The sequence below is a fragment of the Flavobacterium psychrotolerans genome (genome assembly GCF_003097635.1).
Classification (GTDB): Bacteria; Bacteroidota; Bacteroidia; order Flavobacteriales; family Flavobacteriaceae; genus Flavobacterium; species Flavobacterium psychrotolerans.
Genome location: NZ_QCZI01000008.1, coordinates 1 through 24,045, shown reverse-complemented (window position 1 = coordinate 24,045; position 24,045 = coordinate 1). Strand labels below are relative to the sequence as shown.

Here is a 24,045-nt window from a genome sequence, read left to right as displayed (position 1 = left end):
AATTTCATTATTGATAATAAAAAAGTAAAAATAAAACACATGTCATATTTTAAAGCTGACTTTTCGAAGAAATTGTTTGGTTTAATGCCAGACGGAGAAGCTGTGTTTTCTTTCGAATTATCTAACAAAAACGGAATGCAATTGAAAATCATCAATTTTGGAGCTGCAATTGTAGCTTTGAAAATGCCGCTGAAAAACGGCAATACAATAGATGTGGTTTTAGGTTTCGACAATTTAGAGGCTTACATTAATTCCTATGAGTTAGAAAGTGCGCCTTATCTAGGCGCCACAATAGGGAGGTTTGCAGGTCGCATTGATGCAGGTGCTTTTAATTTGAATGATAAAACCTTTCATCTCAATAAAAACAACAATGGCCATTCGCTCCATGGCGGGATGGTTAGCTTCAGTCAAAAGGTTTGGAAAGTGAAAAAGGTAAATTACGGCAGCAACCCATCAATAACGTTAACCTATTTCAGCCCTAATAAAGAGGAAAATTATCCAGGAGATTTAACAGTAGAATTGATCTACACTTTATCAGAAGAAAATGAATTAATAATTGAATACAAAGCAACAACAACCGAGGATACCATTGTAAATTTAACTCATCACAGTTATTTCAATCTCGAAGGGCATAATGCTATGGTTACTGATCAAAAACTATTTGTAAATGCTGAAAAACTATTGGAAAAGACTCCTGATGATATTCCTACAGGTCGTTTTCTGCGGGTTGCCAATGGTACTTTTGATTTTACATCGCCACGAGAATGCCCGTCAAAAATTGACAATACTTTTGTTTTAGAAAATGAAACGGAATTAGCAGCATCGCTTTTTAGTGAAAACAATAATCTGAAAATGTCGGTTTATACGAATCAGCCGGGGGTTCATGTTTATGTAGGCGGCAATTGTTTCAATGCAATAAAAGGCAAAGAGAATGCCGATTATCATTCGACGAGTGGCATTTGTTTTGAAACCCAAAATTTTCCTGATGCTCCCAATCATCCCCATTTTCCAAGTTCAATCCTAAAAAGCAAAGAAATGTATTATCATAAAACCATTTATAAATTCCAATCCTTTTAAAAATGAGAAAATACAGCTCAATTTTCGGAATATTGTTTCTTTTTGCAATTCTGTTTTCTTGTTCTAGTGATGATGAAACAACAAAGAGTGTAGTGGCGCCTCCGGTCGTGGCGGAAGACACTTTCATTAGGGCTGCCGATATTTCTTTTTTGCCAGAAATAGAAAGTTCGGGTGCTATTTTATACAACAATGCCAAAGCAGAAGACCTGCTTACGACCCTAAAAAATGCGGGTTGTAATACTGTCAGGATACGTCTTTGGAAAAATCCTTCAGACGGACATTCAGGGATGGGCGAGGTAAAAGCATTGGCACAAAGGGCGAAATTATTGGGGTTGAAAGTTTGGTTGACGGTTCATTATTCAGATACTTGGGCTGATCCTGCAGTTCAAACTACACCAGCCGAATGGAAAAATTTGTCATTCGCAGAGTTGAAAACGGCCGTTGCCGCTTACACTTCAAACATTATGACGGAAATTAATCCCGACATTATCCAAATTGGTAACGAAATTAATAGCGGATTACTTTGGCCGCAAGGACATTTAATTAATCAAGAATCACAATGTCTCGCATTATTGGCAATTGCCAGTGCCACCATTCGTTCTAAAGTACCGAACACCAAAATAATGATTCATTATGCAGGTGTTACGGCTACTAATACCAACTGGTTTTTTAATAAACTGAAAAGTATCGATTACGATTACATTGGATTGTCCTATTATCCGATTTGGCATGGGAAAGATTTGACTGTGGTGAAATCTACCATCGATGCTTTAGGAACAACGTACAATAAAAAAGTAATTATTGCCGAAACGGCATATCCGTTTACATTGGGTTACAATGATTGGACGAATAATATTGTTGGGTTGGATTCTCAACTGGTAACGGGTTATCCAGCCACTCCCGATGGACAAAAAAGTTTTGTAATAGCACTTAAAGATCTCGTAAAATCATCCGCATCCGGGCAGGGATTTGCATATTGGGGAGGTGAATGGATTGCTTTCAAAGGCAATGAAGCTAAAAATGGTTCTACTTTTGAGAATCAGGCTTTTTATGATTTCAGTAATAAAGCATTGCCTGTTCTGCAGGCCTTTAATAAATAAATATGAAAAAAATACCCGTACAATTTCGATTAGTTTTTATGACAATAATGTCATTACTAGCTTATTCTTGCAGCAAAGCACAAATTCGTGAAACAACACCAACAGCTTTTGCCTTTTCAAAAGGAGCAGATGTAGGATGGTTACCTCAAATGGAAGCTACAGGATACAAATTTTATGATTCCGATGGAAGCGAAAAAGATTGCCTCTTATTATTAAAAGAACGCGGAATGAATTCTATCCGACTTCGTGTTTTTGTCAATCCAAACGATGATAAAGCCAGCGGACATTGTAGCAAAGAAGAAACTGTCGTGATGGCGTTGCGCGCCCAAAAAATAGGAATGCGCGTGATGATTGACTTTCATTATTCTGATTCATGGGCCGATCCTGCCAAGCAATTCAAACCAAAAGCATGGGAAAATCATTCGTTTCCTGAATTATTAGATGACGTTTATAACCATACTTTCGAGGTGCTGCATGCTTTGAAAGTAGCTGGTGTAACTCCGGAATGGGTTCAAGTTGGAAATGAAATTCCCGGCGGAATGCTTTGGCCTGACGGGAGTACTAATAACTGGAGCCAACTTGGACAATTGTTAAACAAAGGATATGATGCCGTAAAATCGATTAATAAAAATATAAAAGTGATTGTGCATTTAGATGAAGGAAATAATAATGATAAATTCAGAACATTTTTTGATAATGCCACAACTCAAAAAGTAAAATATGACGTGATTGGAATGTCCTATTATCCATATTGGATTAAAAAAGATTACAGTGAAACTATAGCTGATTTAGAATTCAACATGAATGATATGGTAAAGCGTTATGGCAAAGAAGTCATGGTAGTAGAAGTGGGTGGCGAAGATGACAAAGTGCAAAATACCTATGAGCTTTTGGCAGCCACCATTAAAGCTGTAAAAAGTGTACCCAATAACAAAGGAATTGGAGTTTTATATTGGGAGCCCCAAGGTGCTAAAAGCTGGAGTCAATACAGTCTAAGTGCTTGGCAAGCCGATGGAAAACCTTCACCAGCCTTAGATGCTTTTAAAGAAAATTAATTACTATGCAAAAAATAACAACCTATTCATTTGCTAAATTATCCGTATTCATTTCATGTTTACTCGTAAATTTTTTAGCGGTAAATGCACAAGAAAAAACAAGTCTCGACGAAGGCTGGAAGTTTCATTTTGGAAATTCTGCCCATCCTGAAAAAGATTTTGATTACGGAAATACGTTATTACTTCATAAGTCCAATGTATTTGAGACAACAATCATAAGTCCAAAATTTGTAGATACGGCATGGAGTAAAATAAATGTGCCTCACGATTGGGTTGTAGCACTTCCTTTTGTGAAATCATCCACACATGAAATGGATTCTCATGGCTACAAACCGGTTGGCGGATTGTATCCCGAAACGAGTATTGGTTGGTATCGCAAACATTTTACTGTAGATAAATCAAAAAGCAATAAGCGATTCGAAATTCAATTTGACGGAATTTACAGAAATGCTGCCATTTGGATAAACGGATTTTATGTAGGTACAAACTTTAGTGGCTACTTAGGAAAATCGTATGACATTACCGATTATATGAATTTTGATACAGAAAATGTAATGGTAGTGCGCGTGGATGCCACACAAAGTGAAGGTTGGTTTTATGAAGGAGCCGGAATTTATAGACATGTTTGGTTAAATAGTACCGATAAAATTTTCATTCCAGAAGGCGGTCTGTTTGTCCATTCTGAAGTGAAAGGGAAAAATGCCATTGTAAACATTGAAACAACTGTTCAAAACAATACTTTCAACACTTCAAATTCTACAATTTACGCCTATATAACCGATAGAAACGGAAAGTTTATAGCCAAAACATCCGAACAAAAAATTACTTTAGCTAGCGCTAAAAACACCATTGTCAAGCAGAAATTAAACTTGAATAATGCACATCTTTGGTCGTTAGAAAATCCATATTTGTATAAAGTAATTTCTGTCGTAAAATCAGAAAATAAAATAGTACATCAAACTAAAACTCGTTTCGGAATTAGAACTCTAAAATTCGATGCTCAAGAAGGATTTTTTCTGAATGGAAAACATCTCAAAATTCAAGGAACCAATAACCATCAAGATCACGCCGGAATTGGTAGTGCCTTGCCTGATTATATGCAATATTATCGCATTAAATTATTAAAAAAGATGGGTTCCAATGCCTACAGAACCAGTCATCATGCTCCCACTCCGGAACTTCTGGAAGCCTGTGACAGTTTAGGAATGTTGGTTTTAGACGAACAACGATTACTCAACAGCAGTCCGGAATATATAGATCAATTCGAGCGATTAATTCGAAGAGACCGGAATCATCCTTCTGTATTTTTGTGGTCCATTGGAAACGAAGAAGGAGGGATTCAAAAAACGGAATACGGTAAAAAAATTGCACAGTCCCTTTTGGCCATTCAAAAAGATTTAGACCCATTTAGAACAAGCACTTATGCTGCCGATATGGGTAATGAATTTAAGGGGGTTAATGAAGTAATTCCTATTCGAGGATTCAATTATCGGGAATATGCTGTTGCCGATTACCACCGCGACCATCCCAACCAACCATTGCTTGGAACCGAAATGGGAAGTACCGTAACCACTAGAGGGATATACGAAAAAGACAGCATTCGGGCTTATGTCCCGGATCAGGACATCACGGCGCCTTGGTGGGCCAGCAAAGCCGAAACCTGGTGGAAATTAGCAGCTGAAAACGACTATTGGCTAGGCGGTTTTGTATGGACGGGTTTCGATTATCGGGGCGAACCGACGCCTTATCAATGGCCGAATATCAATTCCCATTTTGGTATCATGGATGTTTGTGGTTTCCCGAAAAACATTTATTACTACTACCAAAGTTGGTGGACTAATGAGGATGTTTTGCATATTTCTCCGCATTGGAACTGGCCTGAAAAACTAGGAGAACCCATTGATGTTTGGGTAAATTCTAATGCTGATGGGGTGGAGCTTTTCTTGAATGGTAAAAGTTTAGGCAAAAAAGCGATGCCCAGAAACAGTCATTTGCAATGGCAAGTCAATTATGAACCTGGAACCTTGGAAGCCATTGGCTATAAAAAAGGTAAAAAAATAACTTCAAAGATTGAAACTACCGGACAGGTTTTAATTGTTGTACTTTCTCCAGACAAAAACCTATTGACTGCCGATGGAAAAGATGCAACGGTAATTAATATTTCCCTTACCGATGAAAAAGGAAGAGAAGTTCCGAATGCCAATAATATGATTAGTTTCTATCTTTCAGGTGATGCCAAAATAATTGGCGTGGGTAACGGCGATCCAAGTTCACACGAACCGGATCAATGTAAAGTTGGTGCTTGGCAGCGAAGCGCTTTCAATGGCAAATGTCAGGTAATTATTCAAGCAGGAAAATCAGTAGGTTCCATAAAATTGGAAGCAAAATCAAACGGATTGCAATCTGGATCAGCTATTATAAACCTTGTTAAATCGTAACTGTCAAAAGATTTTGATACTGAATTCATGAAGAAAATGCTAATCCAACAAACATCAGAAAAATTAAAATCTAATACTATTTCAAAATAATGAATGCTATTTTAATACATAAAACAATCGCTTTTTTCGAAGATGCTTTTGGTTCATCACCGGAAAAAATAGTGCTTTCTCCAGGAAGGATTAACATCATTGGCGAACATGTAGATTACAATGACGGCTTTGTTTTGCCAGCAGCCATCGACAAAATCATTTGTTTTGCTTTTGAAAAAAATAATTCTGATCTGGCCAAAATTATAGCTATCGATCTTGATGATGAGTTTGAAATAGACATTAATGATGAAATGAAACAGAATGATAAAGTGTGGACCAATTATCTCCGAGGTGTCATCAATCAACTTAAAAGTATTGGTTTTACTTTTGAAGGTTTTAACTGTGTTTTTAGCAGTAATATTCCAGTTGGTTCCGGTTTGTCCTCTTCGGCGGCATTGGAATGTGGTTTTCTATTTGGAATAAACGAACTTTTTAATTTGAATATAAAACCATTACATATTGCCTTAATGGGACAACACGCAGAACATTGGGTTGGAATCAATTGCGGGATTATGGATCAGTTTTCGAGCGTTTTCGGATTGGAAAATAAGGTCATTAAAATTGATTGCAAGACTTTGGAATTTGAATATCACAACGCTAATTTTAGTGATTATTCCTTGGTTTTATTTGATAGTAACGTGAAACATTCCTTAATGACATCGGCCTATAATGAAAGAAGACAGCAATGTGAAGAAGGGATCACTATTATAAAAAATAATTTTCCGGGAATCAGTAGTTTTAGAGATTGTACTGAAGAACAAGTTTTATCCTTACAGTATTTAATGAGTGAGGATGTTTTTAAAAGAAGCCATTTTGTAGTAAAAGAAATTAAGCGTGTGATACAAGCCTGTGACGCTTTAGATAAAGGAAATATTGAGTTTTTAGGGCAATTAATGTTTGAAACGCATGAGGGATTATCAACCGAATACGAGGTAAGTTGCCCCGAATTAGACTTTTTAGTTAATACGGTGAAAGAAGAACAATCCGTAATTGGTTCCCGATTGATGGGTGGCGGTTTTGGCGGCTGCACGATAAATTTGATTAAAAAAGGAGAGGAAGAAGCTATAAAAGCAAAACTTTCCCAAATGTATTTAGAGACTTTTGGAATAGCATTAAAAATTTATGATGTTAAAATAGGTAACGGAACATCACTTTATAACCGCAATTAAATGAAAAAATTCGACATCAACGAAGACCCGCACAGACGTTACAATCCGTTAATAAATGAATGGGTTTTAGTATCTCCGCACCGTTCCAAACGACCTTGGCAAGGACAAAAAGAGCCAATCCATTCTGATAATTTACCAGAATATGACCCAACGTGTTATCTGTGTCCTGGGAATATTCGTGCCAACGGAATGCATAATCCGGAGTATGAAATGTCTTTTGTGTTTGAAAATGATTTTGCGGCTCTAAAGCAAGAAGAAATACAATTTGACGATAAAGCAACGGATACTTTTTTTAAAGCGCAACCCGAAAGAGGCATTTCAAGAGTGGTATGTTTTTCGCCAAAACACAATCTAACTTTACCTGAAATGCCTGTTGAAGCTATTGAAAACATTATCAGGACTTGGCAAAATGAATACATTGATTTGGGCAAAATAGATTACATCAATCACGTCCAGATTTTTGAGAACAAAGGAAGCGTTATGGGGTGTAGCAATCCGCATCCGCACGGACAAATTTGGGCGCAATCGTCTTTACCAACCGAAGTGGAGAAAACCCAGAATAATCTAAAATCGTATTTTGATAAACACCAAAGCAATCTTTTGCAGGATTATTTGATAGAAGAATTGAAACTGAACGAAAGAATTGTTATTGAGAACAACCATTTTGTGGCTTTGGTTCCTTTTTGGGCAATTTGGCCCTATGAAACGATGATAATCAGCAGGCGCCATTTTGGCAAAATCACTGATTTCACGGAAGAAGAAACTACTGATTTTGCCCTAATCTTAAAGCAATTGACCATTAAATACGACAATTTGTTTGAAACTTCATTTCCGTATTCATCAGGAATTCATCAGTCACCTACCGACGGAGCATTGCATCCCGAATGGCAATTTCACATGCACTTTTACCCGCCATTATTGCGCTCTGCAACAGTAAAAAAATTCATGGTAGGCTATGAAATGTTAGGTGAATCACAAAGAGACATTACACCCGAAAAAAGTGCAGAAGTGTTGAGAAATTTATCGGATATCCATTATAAAAATAACCAATTATAAACCTAAAAACAGTAATTCAATGCAAACATTAGCAACCAAAGATTATATTGTTTTCTTCTTTTATTTTCTGCTTATCGTAAGTTACGGACTGTGGATTTATAGAAAGAAAAAGAAAGAACAAGCCAGCAGTAAAGATTATTTTTTAGCCGAAGGTTCCCTGACGTGGTGGGCAATAGGGGCTTCACTCATTGCCAGCAATATTAGTGCCGAGCAATTTATAGGAATGAGTGGCAGCGGTTTCAAAATGGGATTGGCTATCGCAAGTTATGAATGGATGGCAGCGGCTACCTTGATCATTGTTGCTGTTTTCTTTATGCCCGTGTATTTAAAAAATAAGATTTCTACGATGCCACAATATTTAAATAAGCGTTACAACGGCAACGTTGCGATGATTATGGCGGTGTTTTGGTTGTTACTTTATGTCTTTGTCAATCTTACTTCAATTTTATACCTAGGGGCTTTGGCTATAAGCAGTATTTCAGGTTTAGATATTACGGTTTGCATGGTTTTCTTGGCGTTTTTTGCGGTAATGATTACTTTAGGCGGAATGAAAGTGATTGGTTATACCGATGTGATTCAGGTTTTCTTTCTGATTTTAGGTGGATTGGTAACTACTTATTTAGCGTTGGATTTAGTAGCCAAAGAATTTGGGTCTTCGGGTGTAATTAATGGGTTCAAATTAATGACGACACATGCCAACGATCATTTTCATATGATTTTCGAAAAGACGAATCCCAATTATATGGATTTACCCGGACTTTCGGTTTTGATAGGGGGAATGTTAATCATCAATTTGAATTATTGGGGTTGCAACCAATACATCACGCAGCGGGCGCTGGGTGCTGACTTGAAAACGGCCCGAAGCGGAATTTTGTTTGCCGCTTTTCTGAAATTGTTAATGCCGGTTATTGTCGTTTTACCCGGAATTGCCGCTTTTGTCTTGTATCAAAATGGACATTTTCAGACCGAAATGCTACAAGATGGAACTTTGAATCCGGATCGCGCCTATCCCATTTTGCTGAATTTATTGCCAGTGGGTTTAAAAGGACTTTCCTTTGCGGCTTTGACCGCTGCAATTGTGGCATCTCTCGCCGGAAAAGCCAACAGTATAGCAACCATTTTTACTTTAGATGTTTATAAAACCAAATTAAATGTAGATGCCGACGAGAAAAAGTTGGTCAACATTGGCAAGAAAGCCATTATTGTGGCAATGTTAATTGCTGTTGTTGTTGCTCCATTTTTAGGAATTGACAAAAAAGGAGGATTCCAATACATTCAGGAGTACACAGGATTTGTAAGCCCAGGAGTTTTTGCCATGTTTATTTTAGGATTTTTCTGGAAGAAAACCACTTCAAATGCGGCTTTATTTGCCACGATTGGCGGTTTTATGTTGTCCCTTGTGTTTAAATTCATGCCACTTTTTGTCGATTTGTCTTTTTTGAATCCAATGGGGTTTTCAGTGCCAAACGCCAATGGAGTATATGAAATTCCGTTTATTGACAGGATGGGATTTGTTTTTCTGATTAGTGTAGCTGGGATGGCAATTATTAGTCTCTATGAAACCAGAAAAGGGCTTCAAACACATGGCTTGGAAGTGGACAAATCGATGTTCAAAATGTCGGCTGGATTTACTGTCGGAATGCTAATTGTGCTTTCGGTTATTGCAGCATTTTATACTATTTTTTGGTAAACCAGTTATAATTTCTTAATGACATAAGTCACAATCCCCCATATAATCAACTCATTTTCTTCCGTAACTTTAATGGGTTGGTAATTGGGGTTTTCGGGCATGAGGTACAAACAGTCTTTTTCCAAGAGGATACGTTTTACGGTAAATTCCCCGTCGATAAAACAAATGGCGATTTTGTTGTTTTGAGGTCTCAGGCTTCGATCTACCACAAGCACGTCTTTGTCGTTGATGCCGGCGTCAATCATCGAATTTCCTTTAACTTTGATGTAAAATGTTGCCAATGGATTTTCGCTTAATACTTTGTTTAGGTCAATATTTGTCTCCATAAAATCGGATGCAGGCGAGGGAAATCCCGCCGAAACGCCTTCTTTTATGAAAGGAATTCGGAGTTCGCTTTCTAAATCCGGGAGGTAAAAAGTGAGCTTTTGTTTCTTGTCTATTGACATTTTATTTCGAGAATATCGTTGAAGTTCGTAGTGTATTTTGGGGATAAATGATTCTGGTTCATGTCCCAAGTTAGGCTTAAATTCTGGGAAGCCAGTTTTATTTTGGTATCTCCAATTTTACGGTTCAGTCGATCCATTACTTTCATCAAAGCCAAGTGTTTTGGGTTTTCCTCTTCAAATAATTGCAATTGTTTTTTATTTTCATCAATAAGTTCCGTGACAATTACTCCCGCTTTTTTGAACTTCATGTTCTCATTTCCTTTGTGTAATTTTTTCAAGATGTTTATTGCTGCGTTCGAAATGGTCAAAGTCGAATTTGTGCCAAAAGGTAAGGTAATTGCCATGTTGAAATAATATTTAGACGCTTGAATGGTATGTCTATCCATCATCAACAGTACAATTATGGTATGGCAACAGGAATTTTGTTTGCGTAATTTCTCGGCGCAAACGGATGCAAAAGTAACCACACGCTCCCGCAATAAATCAAAGTCCGAGATTTGTTTCGGAAAACTTCTCGTTGTGGCAATACTTTTCTTTTGGACGGAAATGGGTTCTAAGTCCAAAACAGACTTCCCTTCCAATTCGAATTTCAAGCGAAGTCCAATGACTCCCATTTCTTTCTTAATCCAATTTTCATGTTGAGGCGCAATGAAATCTAGTGCCGTTTTGATGTTCCTCAACTTCATTTTTTTATTCATTCGATGACCAATACCCCAAACATCTTCAATTTTGGTCCATTTTAGGGCTTTGATGCGTTTCTCTTCGCTATCGATAACATAAACGCCTGACGTTTTTTCTTGGAATTTCTTGGCGATTTTGTTGGCCACTTTAGAAAGTACTTTTGTTTCTGCAAATCCGATACAAACCGGAATTCCCACCCATTTTTGTACACGGGTTTTCATTTGAATTCCGTAATCATGATAGTCAGGAATTGGGATGCCTTTAAAATTAAGGAAAGCTTCATCAATGCTATAAATCTCTAAATTGGGCGTGAATTGTCCCAAAATGTTCATTACCCGATTGCTCAAATCGCCATACAGGGCATAGTTAGACGAAAAAATTTTTACGTTTTTCTCTTTTACGAGTTCCTTGATTTTAAACAAGGGAGCACCCATCGGTACGCCAATTGCTTTGGCTTCATTGCTTCTGGAAATTACGCAACCATCGTTATTTGATAATATCGCAACAGGCTTTCCGTTGAATTCCGGTTGAAAAACACGTTCGCAAGAGGCATAAAAATTATTGCAATCGACTAAAGCATACATGTCGTAAAATTACAGAATAAGCTTTTGTGTATAGGGATGACAATAGTTAATTTTGAGGATTGTTGATAAATAAAAAACCCACTCGAAATTTTGGAGTGGGTTGTAAATTGAAAGGGAATCCCTTTATTTGCACAAGATTTTAACCTATGCGTTATTTTCTTTAATTCTAGCTTTAATTTTCAGCTCTAATTCATCGGCTAATTCCGGATTGTCCTTAATTAAGGATTTAACCGCGTCTCGACCTTGCCCTAATTTGGTTTCGCCATAACTAAACCAAGAACCCGCTTTTTTGATGATTTCAAACTCAACAGCTAAGTCAAGAATTTCTCCGGTTTTAGAAATGCCTTCGCCATACATAATGTCAAATTCAGCAACTTTAAATGGCGGTGCCACTTTGTTTTTGACCACTTTTACTTTGGTTCTGTTCCCTAATACGTTGTCGCCGTCTTTTATTTGGGTTGAACGACGAATGTCCAATCGAACGGATGCGTAGAATTTCAAGGCATTTCCTCCTGTAGTGGTTTCCGGATTTCCAAACATTACTCCAATTTTTTCTCTTAACTGATTAATGAAAAAAACCGTACAATGGGTCTTGCTAATGGTTCCGGTAAGTTTTCTCAATGCTTGGGACATTAATCGTGCATGCAATCCCATTTTAGAATCGCCCATTTCACCCTCTATTTCACTTTTAGGTGTCAAAGCGGCAACCGAGTCAATCACAACTATATCAATAGCTCCTGAACGAATTAGGTTTTCAGCGATTTCTAAAGCCTGTTCCCCGTTATCGGGTTGCGAAATAATTAAATTTTCAATGTCAACCCCTAATTTTTCAGCATAATTTCTATCAAAAGCGTGCTCTGCATCAATGAATGCAGCAATTCCTCCTGCTTTTTGGGCTTCGGCAATCGCATGCAAGGTCAAGGTGGTTTTTCCGGATGATTCTGGGCCGTATATTTCTATAACCCTTCCTCTTGGATACCCGTTAACGCCTAAAGCCAAATCTAGACCTAGAGAACCTGAAGAAATAACTTCTACTTCTTCAACGGCTTTATCTCCCATTTTCATTACCGTTCCTTTTCCGTAAGTCTTGTCAAGCTTGTCGAGGGTTAGTTGCAATGCTTTTAATTTCGCCTCTTTTTCTGAAATTCCTTTATCTGAAGTGTCTTTTACTGCCATTTATGTAGAATATAATTTTTAGTAAAAATACTTATTTTTTTTAAAGTTGCAAGTGACGAATTGATAAAGAATTTCTAATTTTTTAAAATCGGGCAAACCAAAATATATTTCTTATTTTTGCCCATATTTTTTATATCATGCAAAAAATTATTTCTTATCCAATATCCTTAATCGCCCTGCTAACTTTTCTTTTGGCATTGGTGTTTTTTCATCCTATTCAGTGGATCTGTTTTAATTTGTTTGGATATCAGGCTCATAAAAAAAGTGTGGATTACCTGAATTTCGTTCTTTTAAGAATAGGACATCTTTTGGGAAGTTCGTATGTATTTAAAAATCGCGAAAGTATTCCTAAAGGAGTGCCTATCATTTTTGTTGCCAATCATCAGAGTTTGTACGATATCATTGCCATGATTTGGTTTTTGAGAAAATTCCATCCTAAGTTTGTGAGCAAAAAGGAATTGGGGAAAGGGGTTCCCAGTGTTTCTTATAACTTAAGGCATGGAGGTTCGGTTCTTATTGACAGAAAAGATCCAAAACAAGCTGTTCCAACAATTAAAGCCTTGTCAGAATATATTGAGTTACATAAACGGTCGGCAGTAATTTTCCCTGAAGGAACCCGAAGTAAAACAGGCGCCCCGAAAGAGTTTTCTCAAACGGGATTAAAGATTTTATGTAAATATGCACCATCCGCTTATGTAGTTCCTATTTCTATTAATAATTCATGGAAAATATTTAAATACGGATTTTTTCCGCTTGGTTTAGGAAATCGTCTTACCTTTACGGTTCATAAAGCGCTATCAGTAAAAGATTTGTCATTTGAAGAAATAATGAAACAATCTGAACAAGCAATTGTTCGGGGAATACATGTAGTATAAATTAATTTGGCATCTCTAGATTACAAACCAAAAACCTAATTTTAAATTTTTAAATAATACCAATGTCTATAAAAAACATTCGTCTAGAAGTGATGCAATTTCTAGATAATAAGGTTGATGGTTTCATTGACCAATACCTAATTCCAGTAGAAAAAATTTGGCAGCCTTCAGATTTTTTACCCAATTCAGAAAGTGATACTTTTTTAGAAGAGGTTAAGGAATTGCGTGAAATTGCCAAAGATTTGCCCTATGACTTTTGGGTCGCCATGGTGGGGGATACCATTACCGAAGAAGCCTTGCCTACTTATGAATCCTGGTTAATGGATGTAGAAGGGATTGATAATGTAGAAAGAAATGGGTGGTCACGATGGATTCGTCAATGGACCGGAGAGGAAAACCGTCATGGTGATGTGTTGAATAAATACTTGTACTTGTCAGGCCGCGTAAACATGCGCGAAGTTGAAATCACCACACAACATTTGATCAATGATGGATTTGATATTGGAACAGGAAGAGATCCTTATAAAAACTTTGTTTACACTAGTTTTCAGGAATTGGCGACTTATGTTTCCCATAATCGAGTTTCGCAATTGGCAAAAAGTTATGGCGATAACAAATTGGCAAAAATGTGCAAGATGATTGCCGGTGATGAAATGCGTCACCATCACGCATACAGCGAATTTGTGAATCAAATTTTTAAAGTAGATCCAAGTGAGATGATGCTTGCGTTTCAGTACATGATGAAACAAAAAATCGTTATGCCAGCGCATTTCTTAAGAGAATCGGGACAAAAAATAAGTTCTGCATTTGAACAGTTTTCCGATTCAGCACAACGAATTGGCGTTTATACTGCGAGTGATTATGTTGATATTATGCAAAAACTAATCGATAAGTGGGAAATCGACAAAATTCAAGGGTTAACAAGCGAAGCCGAAAAAGCTCGGGATTATTTGATGAAATTGCCGGCACGTATGGCGAAAATTTCTGAAAGATTAGTTATTCCTCAAGAGTCCTACATTTTTAAATGGGTTGAACCGTCAAGAATTTAATTTTTATTTTAAAATTATTGAATGTCAATTGAAATTTGACTTTGATGATTTATAAATTTCTTCATAAATGCTTTCCTTCGGGAGAGCTTTTTTTGTATAGCCTTTAAACATTTAAATTAGTCTGACTAGTCTTAAATAATCGATACAGATTATTAGACAAAAACAGATAAATTAAAAAGCAAATTATTTTTTGGTTTAATAACTTTTAAAAACACACACTTATTTTTGGGGCAATTAAAAACAGCTCTTTTTAAGGGTAATTATCTGATAACTAATTTTCTAGTTGCGGTTTTTCCTTCTTCAGTAATTTTCAAGATGTAAATACCACTAATAAGATCTGAAATATTAATCGCTTGATTAGAAACAACGGCGGTTTTTAAAACTTGTTTTCCTAATAGGTCAAAAATAACAATTGATTTAGTTTCGTTACTATCAGAATCAATGAATAAATTCCCTTTTGTTACGGGGTTAGGGTAAACATTTAAGCCTAAAATTGAGTTTTTTTTAACTGCGAGCGTATTGTCTATCAAGGAGATGTCATCCAGATACAAAATGCCGCCACCAGCACTAGAAGATTCTTGTATGGTTCTAAAATCCAATTTTAATATTGTTGCCGTTGCTGGAGCGGTAGTGGTTATAGTTATTTGTTTCCATGTACCTGCGGTGTTTTCATTGTATAAAGAAGGTTGTAATGTATTATCTGGAATTGCTGTACTTGCAGTTCTCCATACCCCCCAATGCCTACATTTTGCATTATTAGACTCATCTTTATACCAATAGGATAAAGTGTATGAATGCCCTTCAGTTATTGTAAAATCTTCTAAAGTAGTTCTTAATGTACCCGTTCCTGATCCTATAGGAGCTGTAACTACAGCTGCACTAGTCCCACTATGTTTTTCGATTGTTCCTTGTTCCACCTTTCCACCACCAGAAGGAACGGTTATTGTAAAGCCGTCTGGCTGACCAGCAGACCAATGCTCAAATCCACCGTTTATAATTAATTCCGTTTGGGCATTTGCAGTGAAGGCAACTATCAATAATAGAAGTATGTAATTTTTTTTCATTTTTTTTAATAATTGTTTGGCGGATAAGTTATAAAGTAAACTTTGTCCTAATTGTTTGATTTTTTGTAAATATACTTGATTTGTAGATTTTTATTCCATTTTTTGTCGGAAGTAACTTTGTCTTCGCAAAATTTTATGATGCAAATACCGTAATAAATTTTATTTCTGTTGAACTCTTTGCAGAATGGGCAGCTCTATTTTATCATTAAAAAGAATCCTGTCCCAATAAATTGAGATAGGATTCTTGATGTGTGCAGTCGTCAATATATTATTTTTCTGGTTACTGTCTGTCCATTTGCTAAAACAATCTTAATAATTAAAGCCTGTTGACTTAATATAATATCATTCACATAAAACTCCATGGCATTTATATTGTTCTTCTTAAATACTTCTCTGCCTAAAACATCATACACCGTTATATTTTTCAAATCTTCTAAATAGGATTTGATTTTTATTTGTCTATCGGCTGAAGCCACTACCACATTACGGTCTAACTTACTGAAATCAGTAGCGTCTAATCTGGCTCCATTAGTATATCGCAATACAAAACGGTCGTCCAATCTTCCGCCCACTGTAGTGAAAGTATAAGGCGCTTGTCTTAAGTCATGAATGATATTAAGCAGTTTATCTTCCAAATAAATATTCTGTCTCGTATCTCTGAATAAACCATCGGTAACCCCTATGGCAATTGTGTAGGTGTTTTGAGAAGGAGCGCCGTTAATCATTTTGACTGGAGTGCTTACTCCTAATGAAATTTTATCATTGATATCAAAAGGCAAAGGCCTTCCTTGAATAATATGTGCTTCATCATTGATTAAGGAGTAGATATTTAAATTAGAGTCCACTTTGATATTTGCATCAAACAATCTGTCTTTGTGCAAAGTGGCATCTTGAATATACCCAACCATTGTTCTTACGGTACGTCCTGAGGTGTCTACTATATCCAGCCAGATTCTGTGTCTCTCAATATTTCCGCGGTTCGCTTGCCTATAAAAAGCATTATTTTTATAGGTTTTGTTCCTCATGGAATTGTTGAAAGTAACATTTTCAGAGGTGGCTGCCGAGCTGTGGTTCATCGTTACAAAAAATCCCTGACCAGCCGGAATGGCATAATCTGTAGGCCCAGCCGATAAACCGGTTTCATTGTAGGTTACATAATCACTTGCCGTATAGGTATAAGGAAAAGAATTGTAAAAGGACTGACCATTTGTATTTGAAAGGGCAGTGCCATGAGACCATAGTTTAACATATCCCGCAAGGTTGGTATTGGTGGCTAAAAAAGAATGAACATCAATCGCTGAGGGGTAGGGGTTTCCTAATAAATTATAATTGTCGTCGTCATTTTTAACGGTCAGGGTATTAGCGCCACTAGAATAGGTGTAATCGGCTCCATCCCATGTGCTTCTTTCTATTCCTACGGTGACAACTCCATTATTAGGAACGTTTGTAAAAGTAGCTGAATAAGGCTCTGCTGTTACAGCATTAGTTCCTGTTCCTGGGCCTCTTATGATATATCCTTTTCCAATTACCATAGTTTCTCCCCCAGCCGCTGCCCAACCGCCAAAATTACTGGCATAAGATCTCGCTACAGTCGGAACCCATTTGTAGATTAATGAAGAAGTAGGACTCACATTTGATACAGAAAAATTAGAAACAGGTGAGGACCAATACACATAATCTAATGTTCTAATAGTAGCTGTACGTTGCATGGAGATGTTTCCTGTATCTACTCCAGCATCATTTGTTTGAATCAAAGAGCCATTATTTGCAATATTTAATGTTCCGCTATTGGTCACATTATAACCTACTTCTGCAAAGTCATTTGAGGCAATGGTCAGTGTTTTTCCACTTGAAATGGTTAAGTCTTTCGAAGCAATAATGTCATTGGATACGCTGGTGTCAAAATTATTTCCCAAAACTAAATTATAAAAAGTTTCCGTTCCTTCTGGCGTTACATTACTGATTACTTGTGCTGAACTTCCTAAAAAACGCACGGTTCCATTTCCTTCTTGAAAGGCAGAATTCCCAACGCTATTAGTCCAGTTTCCATACAAGTACAATTGTCCGTCAGCCGTGGCAGAATTACTGTCATCCATATCTAAAGACCCGGCGGAACCAATTGATAAATTTCCGTGAACTTCCAGTTTGTTGTTGGTATTGGCGACAATTTCCACTTTCTCACCCGTTATTGTCAAGTTTTTAGCTAGAGCAATATTTCCATAATAATCCGCATAGGCGGCCGCATAATTTACATTAGCTTGCCTGTCGTATGAGGTATCCACAACCGTCACATCTACGGTTTCATCCGGAACCGTTAAGGTGTCCCAATTACTACAGTTAAACCAGTTTGTGTCTATTTTTCCCGTCCATCGACCGTTAACGTATGTACTGGCCCCCATGGTCATTGCAGGACACGTTGTGGAGCCTATATAATTGTAGCCACCAGCATCATAATTGGCATCTGTAGTATAATAATCCCAGTTTGCCGGATTGTTGATTAACCCAATCCAGTCGATTCTCCCGTTAGTAAGGGTAGAAAAATCGGGATTCACAGGGTCATTAAATTTAACTCGAGAAGCTGTAGTTATTGGGTTTGCTACGTCAGTGGTATAACATTCTCTTTTAGGAACGATTGTAGATCCCTTGGTACTGGCATAATTGATGTCTGTTTTCCAAGGAATATCCGTCCATCCATACAATACATTTCCATTATAAGTCATATCATGAGCTAAAGTTGTCGCGTTTCCCCAAGTCCCCCCTTGGGTAATCCAGACTTGATCATCTCTGTTTAAGTCAAAATTACCACCTCCTACACCCCCAGCTACAATCCCTTTTGTCCAATTAGAATCAATAGAACCACAAGTAGATATAGTAAAATCTGTTCCTGCATAAACTCCTCCATTAACGGTATGAATCGTAATAATGGTTCCTTTTGGCAATGTTGATGTTGTACGCATAAGTGATATAATACCTTCGCCATTACCCCATAATCCTGTATAAAGTCTTTCGTAACCATTGTCTGTCAAATAAAATGTAGTTCCGGGTAAAATATCCACAAAACAAACAAAGGAAATTTCGTCTTCAGAAGAACTTGTGGCAGCGGAGGTATTTACAGCCAATATAGCCAATTCTCCAGGTTGGAACGTTGTGTTACCAGTAATGTCAAACACAGGACTGATTGATGTGGTAATTCCCGTACCTGACGCAGATAAAGTATAGCCAGTACCTTGTACAGAATGTATAATACTACTAAATGTTGCCACTCCCGCAATTGCAGTTGCCGTAAGTGGTGACCCGGTCATTGTACCCGTACTGGTTATGGAAACAACCCCAGTATAACCTAAATCCTTATTCCCGTTAGCATCTGTCCCCGTAATTTTAACCGAAGTCATCGTGGCATTTTGACCCGTATTGGTTGGCTGTTGCGTATATACAAAATTAGTTGCGACTACTGTCAAAACATCTTGTCCGTTGGTACTTGAAACAACCCCTGAACTTTTGAATTGGGATCCCGCAGCAGATTCTGTTAAATTGGCATGGTCGATACTGAATACAAAATCGTCCCCGTCTAAATTACCTCCGGTATTGTTTGGATTGATTTGAATTGACAATCGTATGGTTAGCGTAACACTTCCGTTGTCCGGAACTGAAATAAGTGGCGCACCAGTAAAGGTTATTCCGGTAGAGGTAACAACACCATCCGCAATTTTTGTTGTCCCATTAAACAATGCGACTACTTCTATGGCATCTGCCCAATCATTAATTGCATTTCCTGAATTTTGTGTTAACGTGATGCTATTTACGATTGTGGCCAGAGCATCGCTGTCAACAACAGTTCCGCCATCTCTTATTGTAAATTGCCATACCTGTGCACCGTCTGCCGTTGTGGTAATTGTTGCGTCATTTTCCATAGACGATACCGTTGTCGATTCGCTGGAAGCAACCGCTATAATGTCTGAGGTAATTGAGTTAGTTGAAGTATTTACGGTTCCGCTACAAGTTTCATTCTTTGTAGTTGCTCCTGCACTGGTCGCTGCAACATTTTCAGTATTGTAATTTGCTGCGGCCAAACCTACTTTTAATCGAACGTAAATAGTGGTGGCATTAACAACCCCTCCTGATTGTGTCAAGGTAATCGTACTACCAAAACCAGATCCTGAATCTGTAGAAATTTCATAATCAGTTGGTGGTGTCAGTAAAATATCTGCCGTCAGATTATTTCCGCTTGCCGTAAAAGTTTGATTGGCGGATGGCCCTGATCCAAAAATATAGGAAAACCCGGTTAAGGTTGTTGGATTCAATGTGATTGTTGGCCCTGCAACAGAATTACAATACGCATTTAAATCATCAATGTATATGGTACTTGCCGCAGATGAAATCCTGAAACTGACATTTGCGGTTGCGGATAAGTTTGGCGAACTCGTTAAAGCGAAAGTTACCGTGGCTCCAGCCGTTGATGCCACAAAAGTTCCTACAGAAGTCCATGCTCCGGCACCAACCCTATATTCCAAAGTTCCTGTTCCGCCATTACCACCACTACTTGCATCTACGTAAAAATCAATGGAAATCGGGTTGTCTATTGCACTTGTAATTAAATTATTTCCATTGATTAAAGCTCTACAATTGGAGGAGCTTTGTATATGCGTAGAACCAGTATCATTAGTACTTGTACCACTCCAACCCGAAGGCACAGATGTTGAGGAATCAAAACTGGAGCTCAAACAAGGTCCTGAAGAGGATACACTTCCACTGCATGTTACATTCTGCGTAGTTGCACTGGCACTGGTCGCCGCAATAACTTCACTATTGTAACTACCTATAGCCAAACCTGCTTTTAATCGAACATAAATAGTGGTGACACTAACCGTACCTCCTGATTGCGTCAAGGTAACGGTACTGCCAAAACCTGATCCTGATGCGGTAGAAATTTCATAATCAGTTGGTGGCGTTAACAAAATATCTGCCGTTAAGTTTACACCGCTCGCCGTAAAGGTTTGATTACTGGATGGTCCTGATCCAGAAAGATAGGAAAATCCAGTTAAAGTTGTTGGGGTTAGTGTGATTGTTGGCCCAGTGCCTGTCACGGTTCCGCTACAGGTTACATTCTTTGTAGTTGCCCCAGTACTGGATGCTGCAATAGTCTCACTGTTATAACTGTTTACGGTTAGACCTGTCTTTAATCGAACATAAATAGTGGTAGCACTTACCGTACCTCCTGATTGCGTCAAGGTAATCGTACTGCCAAAACCAGATCCTGCTGCAGTCGATATTTCATAATCAGTCGGCGGTGTCAGTAAAATGTCTGCCGTTAAGCCTGAACCGCTCGCTGTAAAGGTTTGATTTGCAGATGGTCCGGAGCCCAAAGCATAGGTAAAGCCAGTTAAGGTTGTTGGGGTTAGTGTTATTGTTGTTGGGTTACAATAAGCGTTTAAATCATCAATATATATTGTATTTCCTGGGGACGAAATTCTAAAACTAACACCTGTCGTTCCTGATAAGTCTGGAGCACTTGTTAAGGGGAAATTTGCAGTTGATCCAGCGCTGGTAGCGGCAAAAGTACCGATGCTAGTCCATGCTCCTGCACCAATTCTATATTCTAAAGTTCCAGTTTGTGAACTGCTGGCATCTACATAAAAATCAATCGAAGTCGGATTGTCTATTGAAGCAGTAATTAAATTTATTCCGGTGCCTAATCCCCTGCAATTAGAGGCACTTTGATAATGTGTGGAACCAGTATCATTGCTACTTGTGCCACTCCAGCCACTAGGTACCGATGTTGATGAATCAAAATTAGCACTCAAACAAGGTCCAGAAGCAATTGTAAAACTAATTGTTACTGGAGTGCTTGTTCCGGCTCCATTTGTGGCTGTTACCGTTATTGAAGATGACCCTGACGCTGTTGGGGTTCCTGTTATGGCACCTGTCGAAGTGTTTAGAGATAAGCCTGTCGGCAGTGTTCCACTGGCAACGGCATAACTTGTAGGGGTATTAGTGGCCACAATAGAATAGGAAAAAGCAGTTCCTGAAGTCCCAGTTGGCGATGCGCTTGAAACAACCGGAACTCCTAAAGTTGTAAATGTCAACGCTGTGCCATAAGTATAAGTGACACCGTCAAACACATAAGCCTTAAAAGTGTAATTTGTTGCTGAAGCCAAGCCTGTCAGTGCTAAAACATAGGCACCCGTTGAAACTCCGGCAACGGATGTTGTGGTAACACCTGTGCCACCATTTAAGGGATTCGCATTCGTACTAGTAACCGAATACACAAAACCTTTTGATGTCGTGGCGGGACACACCCCTAAAGCGGTAACATTCCCATTTAAGGTTGCTGAAGTAGATAAAATGGATGATGCCGCCGAAGAAGTTACCGTTGCCGTTACTGCTGTTGTTCCTGTCCCCGTAAGAGAACTTGTAGGAGAATTGCTGCCGCTGGTGGTGCTTGCTACGGTAATCGTTGCCGTTTTAGCTCCGGAACTGGAAGGAGTAAAAGTAACAACATACGTTGCCGTACCCCCACTTCCGGCAATAGTAGTAGAAGACAAACCTGAAACCACAAATTGAGCATCATTTGACACAACAGTTACACCTGCGGCAGTCACTGAACCTGAATTCGTAATCGTATATGTAATAGGAGTTGCCGCAACAGTAGGACATGAAGAACCATGAGCAGTTGTCCCTGTAATGGCAAGACTTGGTGAGCCGGCAGCAGATGTTGTCCCACTACAAGTATTAGCGGCAGAGTAATTATATGCTTTATCATAAGAATAAACCCTGTAAAAGTAAGTTGTCCCAGAAGACAGACCAGTATCAGTAAAACTAGTTCCTGTTCCTTGAAAGACAACGGTCATTCCTGCGGCAATAGTATTTCCAACAGCATAAATCCCATTTACATTTGGCGCAGTGGTCGGATCTGCGGTTCCTCTTACTACGATATAACCACCTCCATCAACCCCCCCAGATGCAGCAGTCCAACTTACATCCAAAGTACTCAAACTAGGGTTTGCTGTTGCTGCCGAAGTAGCAGGATTCGCGGCAGTAACATCAATACTGCCAGATTCGTATAATACAAAATCATCATAATACATGTCTCCAGCCGATGTCATCATTTTTACTAAAACATCTGCCGCGGCTGTTGTTGCTGAAGTTGTTGATGCAGGAGAATATGTAACTTTTTCCCATGTGTTCGTAGCAGAAACTGTGGTATAAGACCCATTTAATGTTTCGGATCCATTTCTATAACTTCCTGTTTGATTTTGTATAGTAGCCGTCGTACTGGTGGCCCTACGATAGTATTGAACTTGCCATGCTGTAGTACTTGCCGAGATTGTCATCAATGGAGAAAATACCCTACATGTAGAAGACGTAGAAGATGTTACCTTTAAGGAATTCGCGCCACTCCTAACAGTTGTAGTTTCACCAGCAATTGTAGCGTTCGTATTCGCCTTCCCCCATTTGTTGGCAACAGCCGTACCTCCAGTTGTTGTATTATCAATAGTGGCGGTACCTTCAAATCCTCCGTTTAAACCTAAATAGGAATTTGTTTGTCCAAATGAACAAAAAGAGACCATGAACAATGCTAGGGTCAGTAAGAGTAATTTTATTTTCATATAAACGCGGTATTATTGTTACTATAATTCCCATCCCATTTCGAAGTTAACGTCTAGATCTTCTCTGAACATCATTTTTACTCCTGCAATTGTAAGGCAATGAAACGACTTAACAAATGGGGGGATACAAAAATACATCTATTTTTATTTGTTTTCACGTTTTTATGTTATCATATTGTTAACATAATTGTTAAAATCCCTGTTTTTTTTCGTTATTAATTATTGGAAAGACCTTGTACTGGTTGATTTGTTAATCTATTTAAATCAAGCATTATGGAAATGACAACCTATACAGATGCCTGAAATTCTAGGATTGGTAAAATTAGTGCCTCATTTTTAGGAATTGTAGGAATTTGTCAATTTGTTTTCAAATTAAAATTTAGTTGCATAATAAAAAAGTTAATAACTTTAAATATTACAAAAAAAATATTTTTTTTAACATATTAAAATAAGCAATTTCTTACGTAAATATTTTGATCAAATGTCCGTAAACATCTTTTTTGAGAATATTATTGCCTTTTTTAGCATTCAAAGCTCTAGTAGCTACCTGTTAATTAAGTTTTTAAATTAAATGGATGTGTTAATAATCCAATTGTCTATATCAATAGGCCTTTCGATGTACAAGTGTCCAAAATCTAAATTGGGTTACGAATAAAATGGAAAGAAATTGATAGGTCTCGATAAAGTGGAAGTGTATATAAAATAATATACATGTCAAAAAAGTTGTCCATTTTGTTGTATCAGTATATTTATTCGAATTGTAAGTCTAAACAATGTTGTTTATAACAAAAAAAATCCCGTCTTGAAAATTTAGACTGCCCCCAAAAAGTTAGACACTATTTGGGGGTATTTTTATGGAAAGAAAAGTCAAGTATGATTATACATTTA

At 37.8% G+C, this 24,045-nt stretch carries 14 protein-coding genes; 9 read left to right on the top strand and 5 right to left on the bottom strand.

The features are described from left to right. Positions 1-39 precede the first annotated feature (39 nt). The 7 genes from DB895_RS07640 to DB895_RS07610 all read left to right on the top strand — a co-directional run bounded on the left by DB895_RS07640 (position 40) and on the right by DB895_RS07610 (position 9,675). Complete coding sequence (locus DB895_RS07640) at positions 40-1,077, top strand: aldose epimerase family protein (protein WP_116724777.1); 1,038 nt, start codon at positions 40-42, stop codon at positions 1,075-1,077. A 2-nt stretch (positions 1,078-1,079) separates the two neighbouring features. Then, entirely contained in the window at positions 1,080-2,177 is a 1,098-nt protein-coding gene (locus DB895_RS07635; RefSeq protein ID WP_243694643.1) for a glycoside hydrolase family 53 protein, read from the top strand. Between the two features lie 2 nt (positions 2,178-2,179). After that, complete coding sequence (locus DB895_RS07630) at positions 2,180-3,232, top strand: glycoside hydrolase family 53 protein (protein WP_243694642.1); 1,053 nt, start codon at positions 2,180-2,182, stop codon at positions 3,230-3,232. Positions 3,233-3,237: 5 nt separating this feature from the next. Continuing rightward, entirely contained in the window at positions 3,238-5,670 is a 2,433-nt protein-coding gene (galA, locus tag DB895_RS07625; protein ID WP_116724775.1) for a beta-galactosidase GalA, read from the top strand. Between the two features lie 89 nt (positions 5,671-5,759). After that, a complete protein-coding gene (gene galK, locus DB895_RS07620; protein ID WP_116724774.1) occupies positions 5,760-6,929 on the top strand; it encodes a galactokinase in 1,170 nt (389 codons plus the stop codon). Continuing rightward, positions 6,930-7,985, top strand: a complete 1,056-nt coding sequence (locus tag DB895_RS07615) for a UDP-glucose--hexose-1-phosphate uridylyltransferase (protein ID WP_116724773.1) — start codon at positions 6,930-6,932, stop codon at positions 7,983-7,985. A 19-nt stretch (positions 7,986-8,004) separates the two neighbouring features. Next, entirely contained in the window at positions 8,005-9,675 is a 1,671-nt protein-coding gene (locus DB895_RS07610; RefSeq protein WP_116724772.1) for a sodium/sugar symporter, read from the top strand. Between the two features lie 5 nt (positions 9,676-9,680). Here DB895_RS07610 and DB895_RS07605 read toward each other — a convergent pair whose 3' ends face one another. The 3 genes from DB895_RS07605 to recA all read right to left on the bottom strand — a co-directional run bounded on the left by DB895_RS07605 (position 9,681) and on the right by recA (position 12,562). Next, the gene (locus DB895_RS07605) at positions 9,681-10,121 is read right to left on the bottom strand and encodes a LexA family protein (RefSeq protein WP_116724771.1); all 441 of its coding nucleotides are present in this window, start codon (positions 10,119-10,121) and stop codon (positions 9,681-9,683) included. Next, positions 10,112-11,386, bottom strand: coding sequence for a Y-family DNA polymerase (locus DB895_RS07600; protein ID WP_116724770.1), 1,275 nt, complete (start codon positions 11,384-11,386; stop codon positions 10,112-10,114). Before DB895_RS07600 ends, DB895_RS07605 begins: the two co-directional genes overlap by 10 nt. 144 nt (positions 11,387-11,530) lie before the next feature. Beyond that, positions 11,531-12,562, bottom strand: coding sequence for a recombinase RecA (recA, locus tag DB895_RS07595; protein WP_116724769.1), 1,032 nt, complete (start codon positions 12,560-12,562; stop codon positions 11,531-11,533). A 137-nt stretch (positions 12,563-12,699) separates the two neighbouring features. Between recA and DB895_RS07590 the strand changes: the two genes are divergently transcribed. After that, positions 12,700-13,437 (top strand): lysophospholipid acyltransferase family protein, encoded by a 738-nt coding sequence (locus tag DB895_RS07590; RefSeq protein WP_116724768.1) that lies wholly within the window; start codon positions 12,700-12,702, stop codon positions 13,435-13,437. Positions 13,438-13,499: 62 nt separating this feature from the next. Further along, positions 13,500-14,486, top strand: coding sequence for an acyl-ACP desaturase (locus tag DB895_RS07585; protein WP_116724767.1), 987 nt, complete (start codon positions 13,500-13,502; stop codon positions 14,484-14,486). 260 nt (positions 14,487-14,746) lie between these two features. Here DB895_RS07585 and DB895_RS07580 read toward each other — a convergent pair whose 3' ends face one another. Both DB895_RS07580 and DB895_RS07575 read right to left on the bottom strand, forming a co-directional pair. Next, positions 14,747-15,550 (bottom strand): T9SS type A sorting domain-containing protein, encoded by an 804-nt coding sequence (locus DB895_RS07580; protein WP_116724766.1) that lies wholly within the window; start codon positions 15,548-15,550, stop codon positions 14,747-14,749. A 260-nt stretch (positions 15,551-15,810) separates the two neighbouring features. Next, positions 15,811-23,157: a T9SS sorting signal type C domain-containing protein gene (locus DB895_RS07575; protein WP_116724765.1), complete on the bottom strand. Its 7,347-nt coding sequence runs from the start codon at positions 23,155-23,157 to the stop codon at positions 15,811-15,813. Between the last annotated feature and the right edge of the window lie 888 nt (positions 23,158-24,045).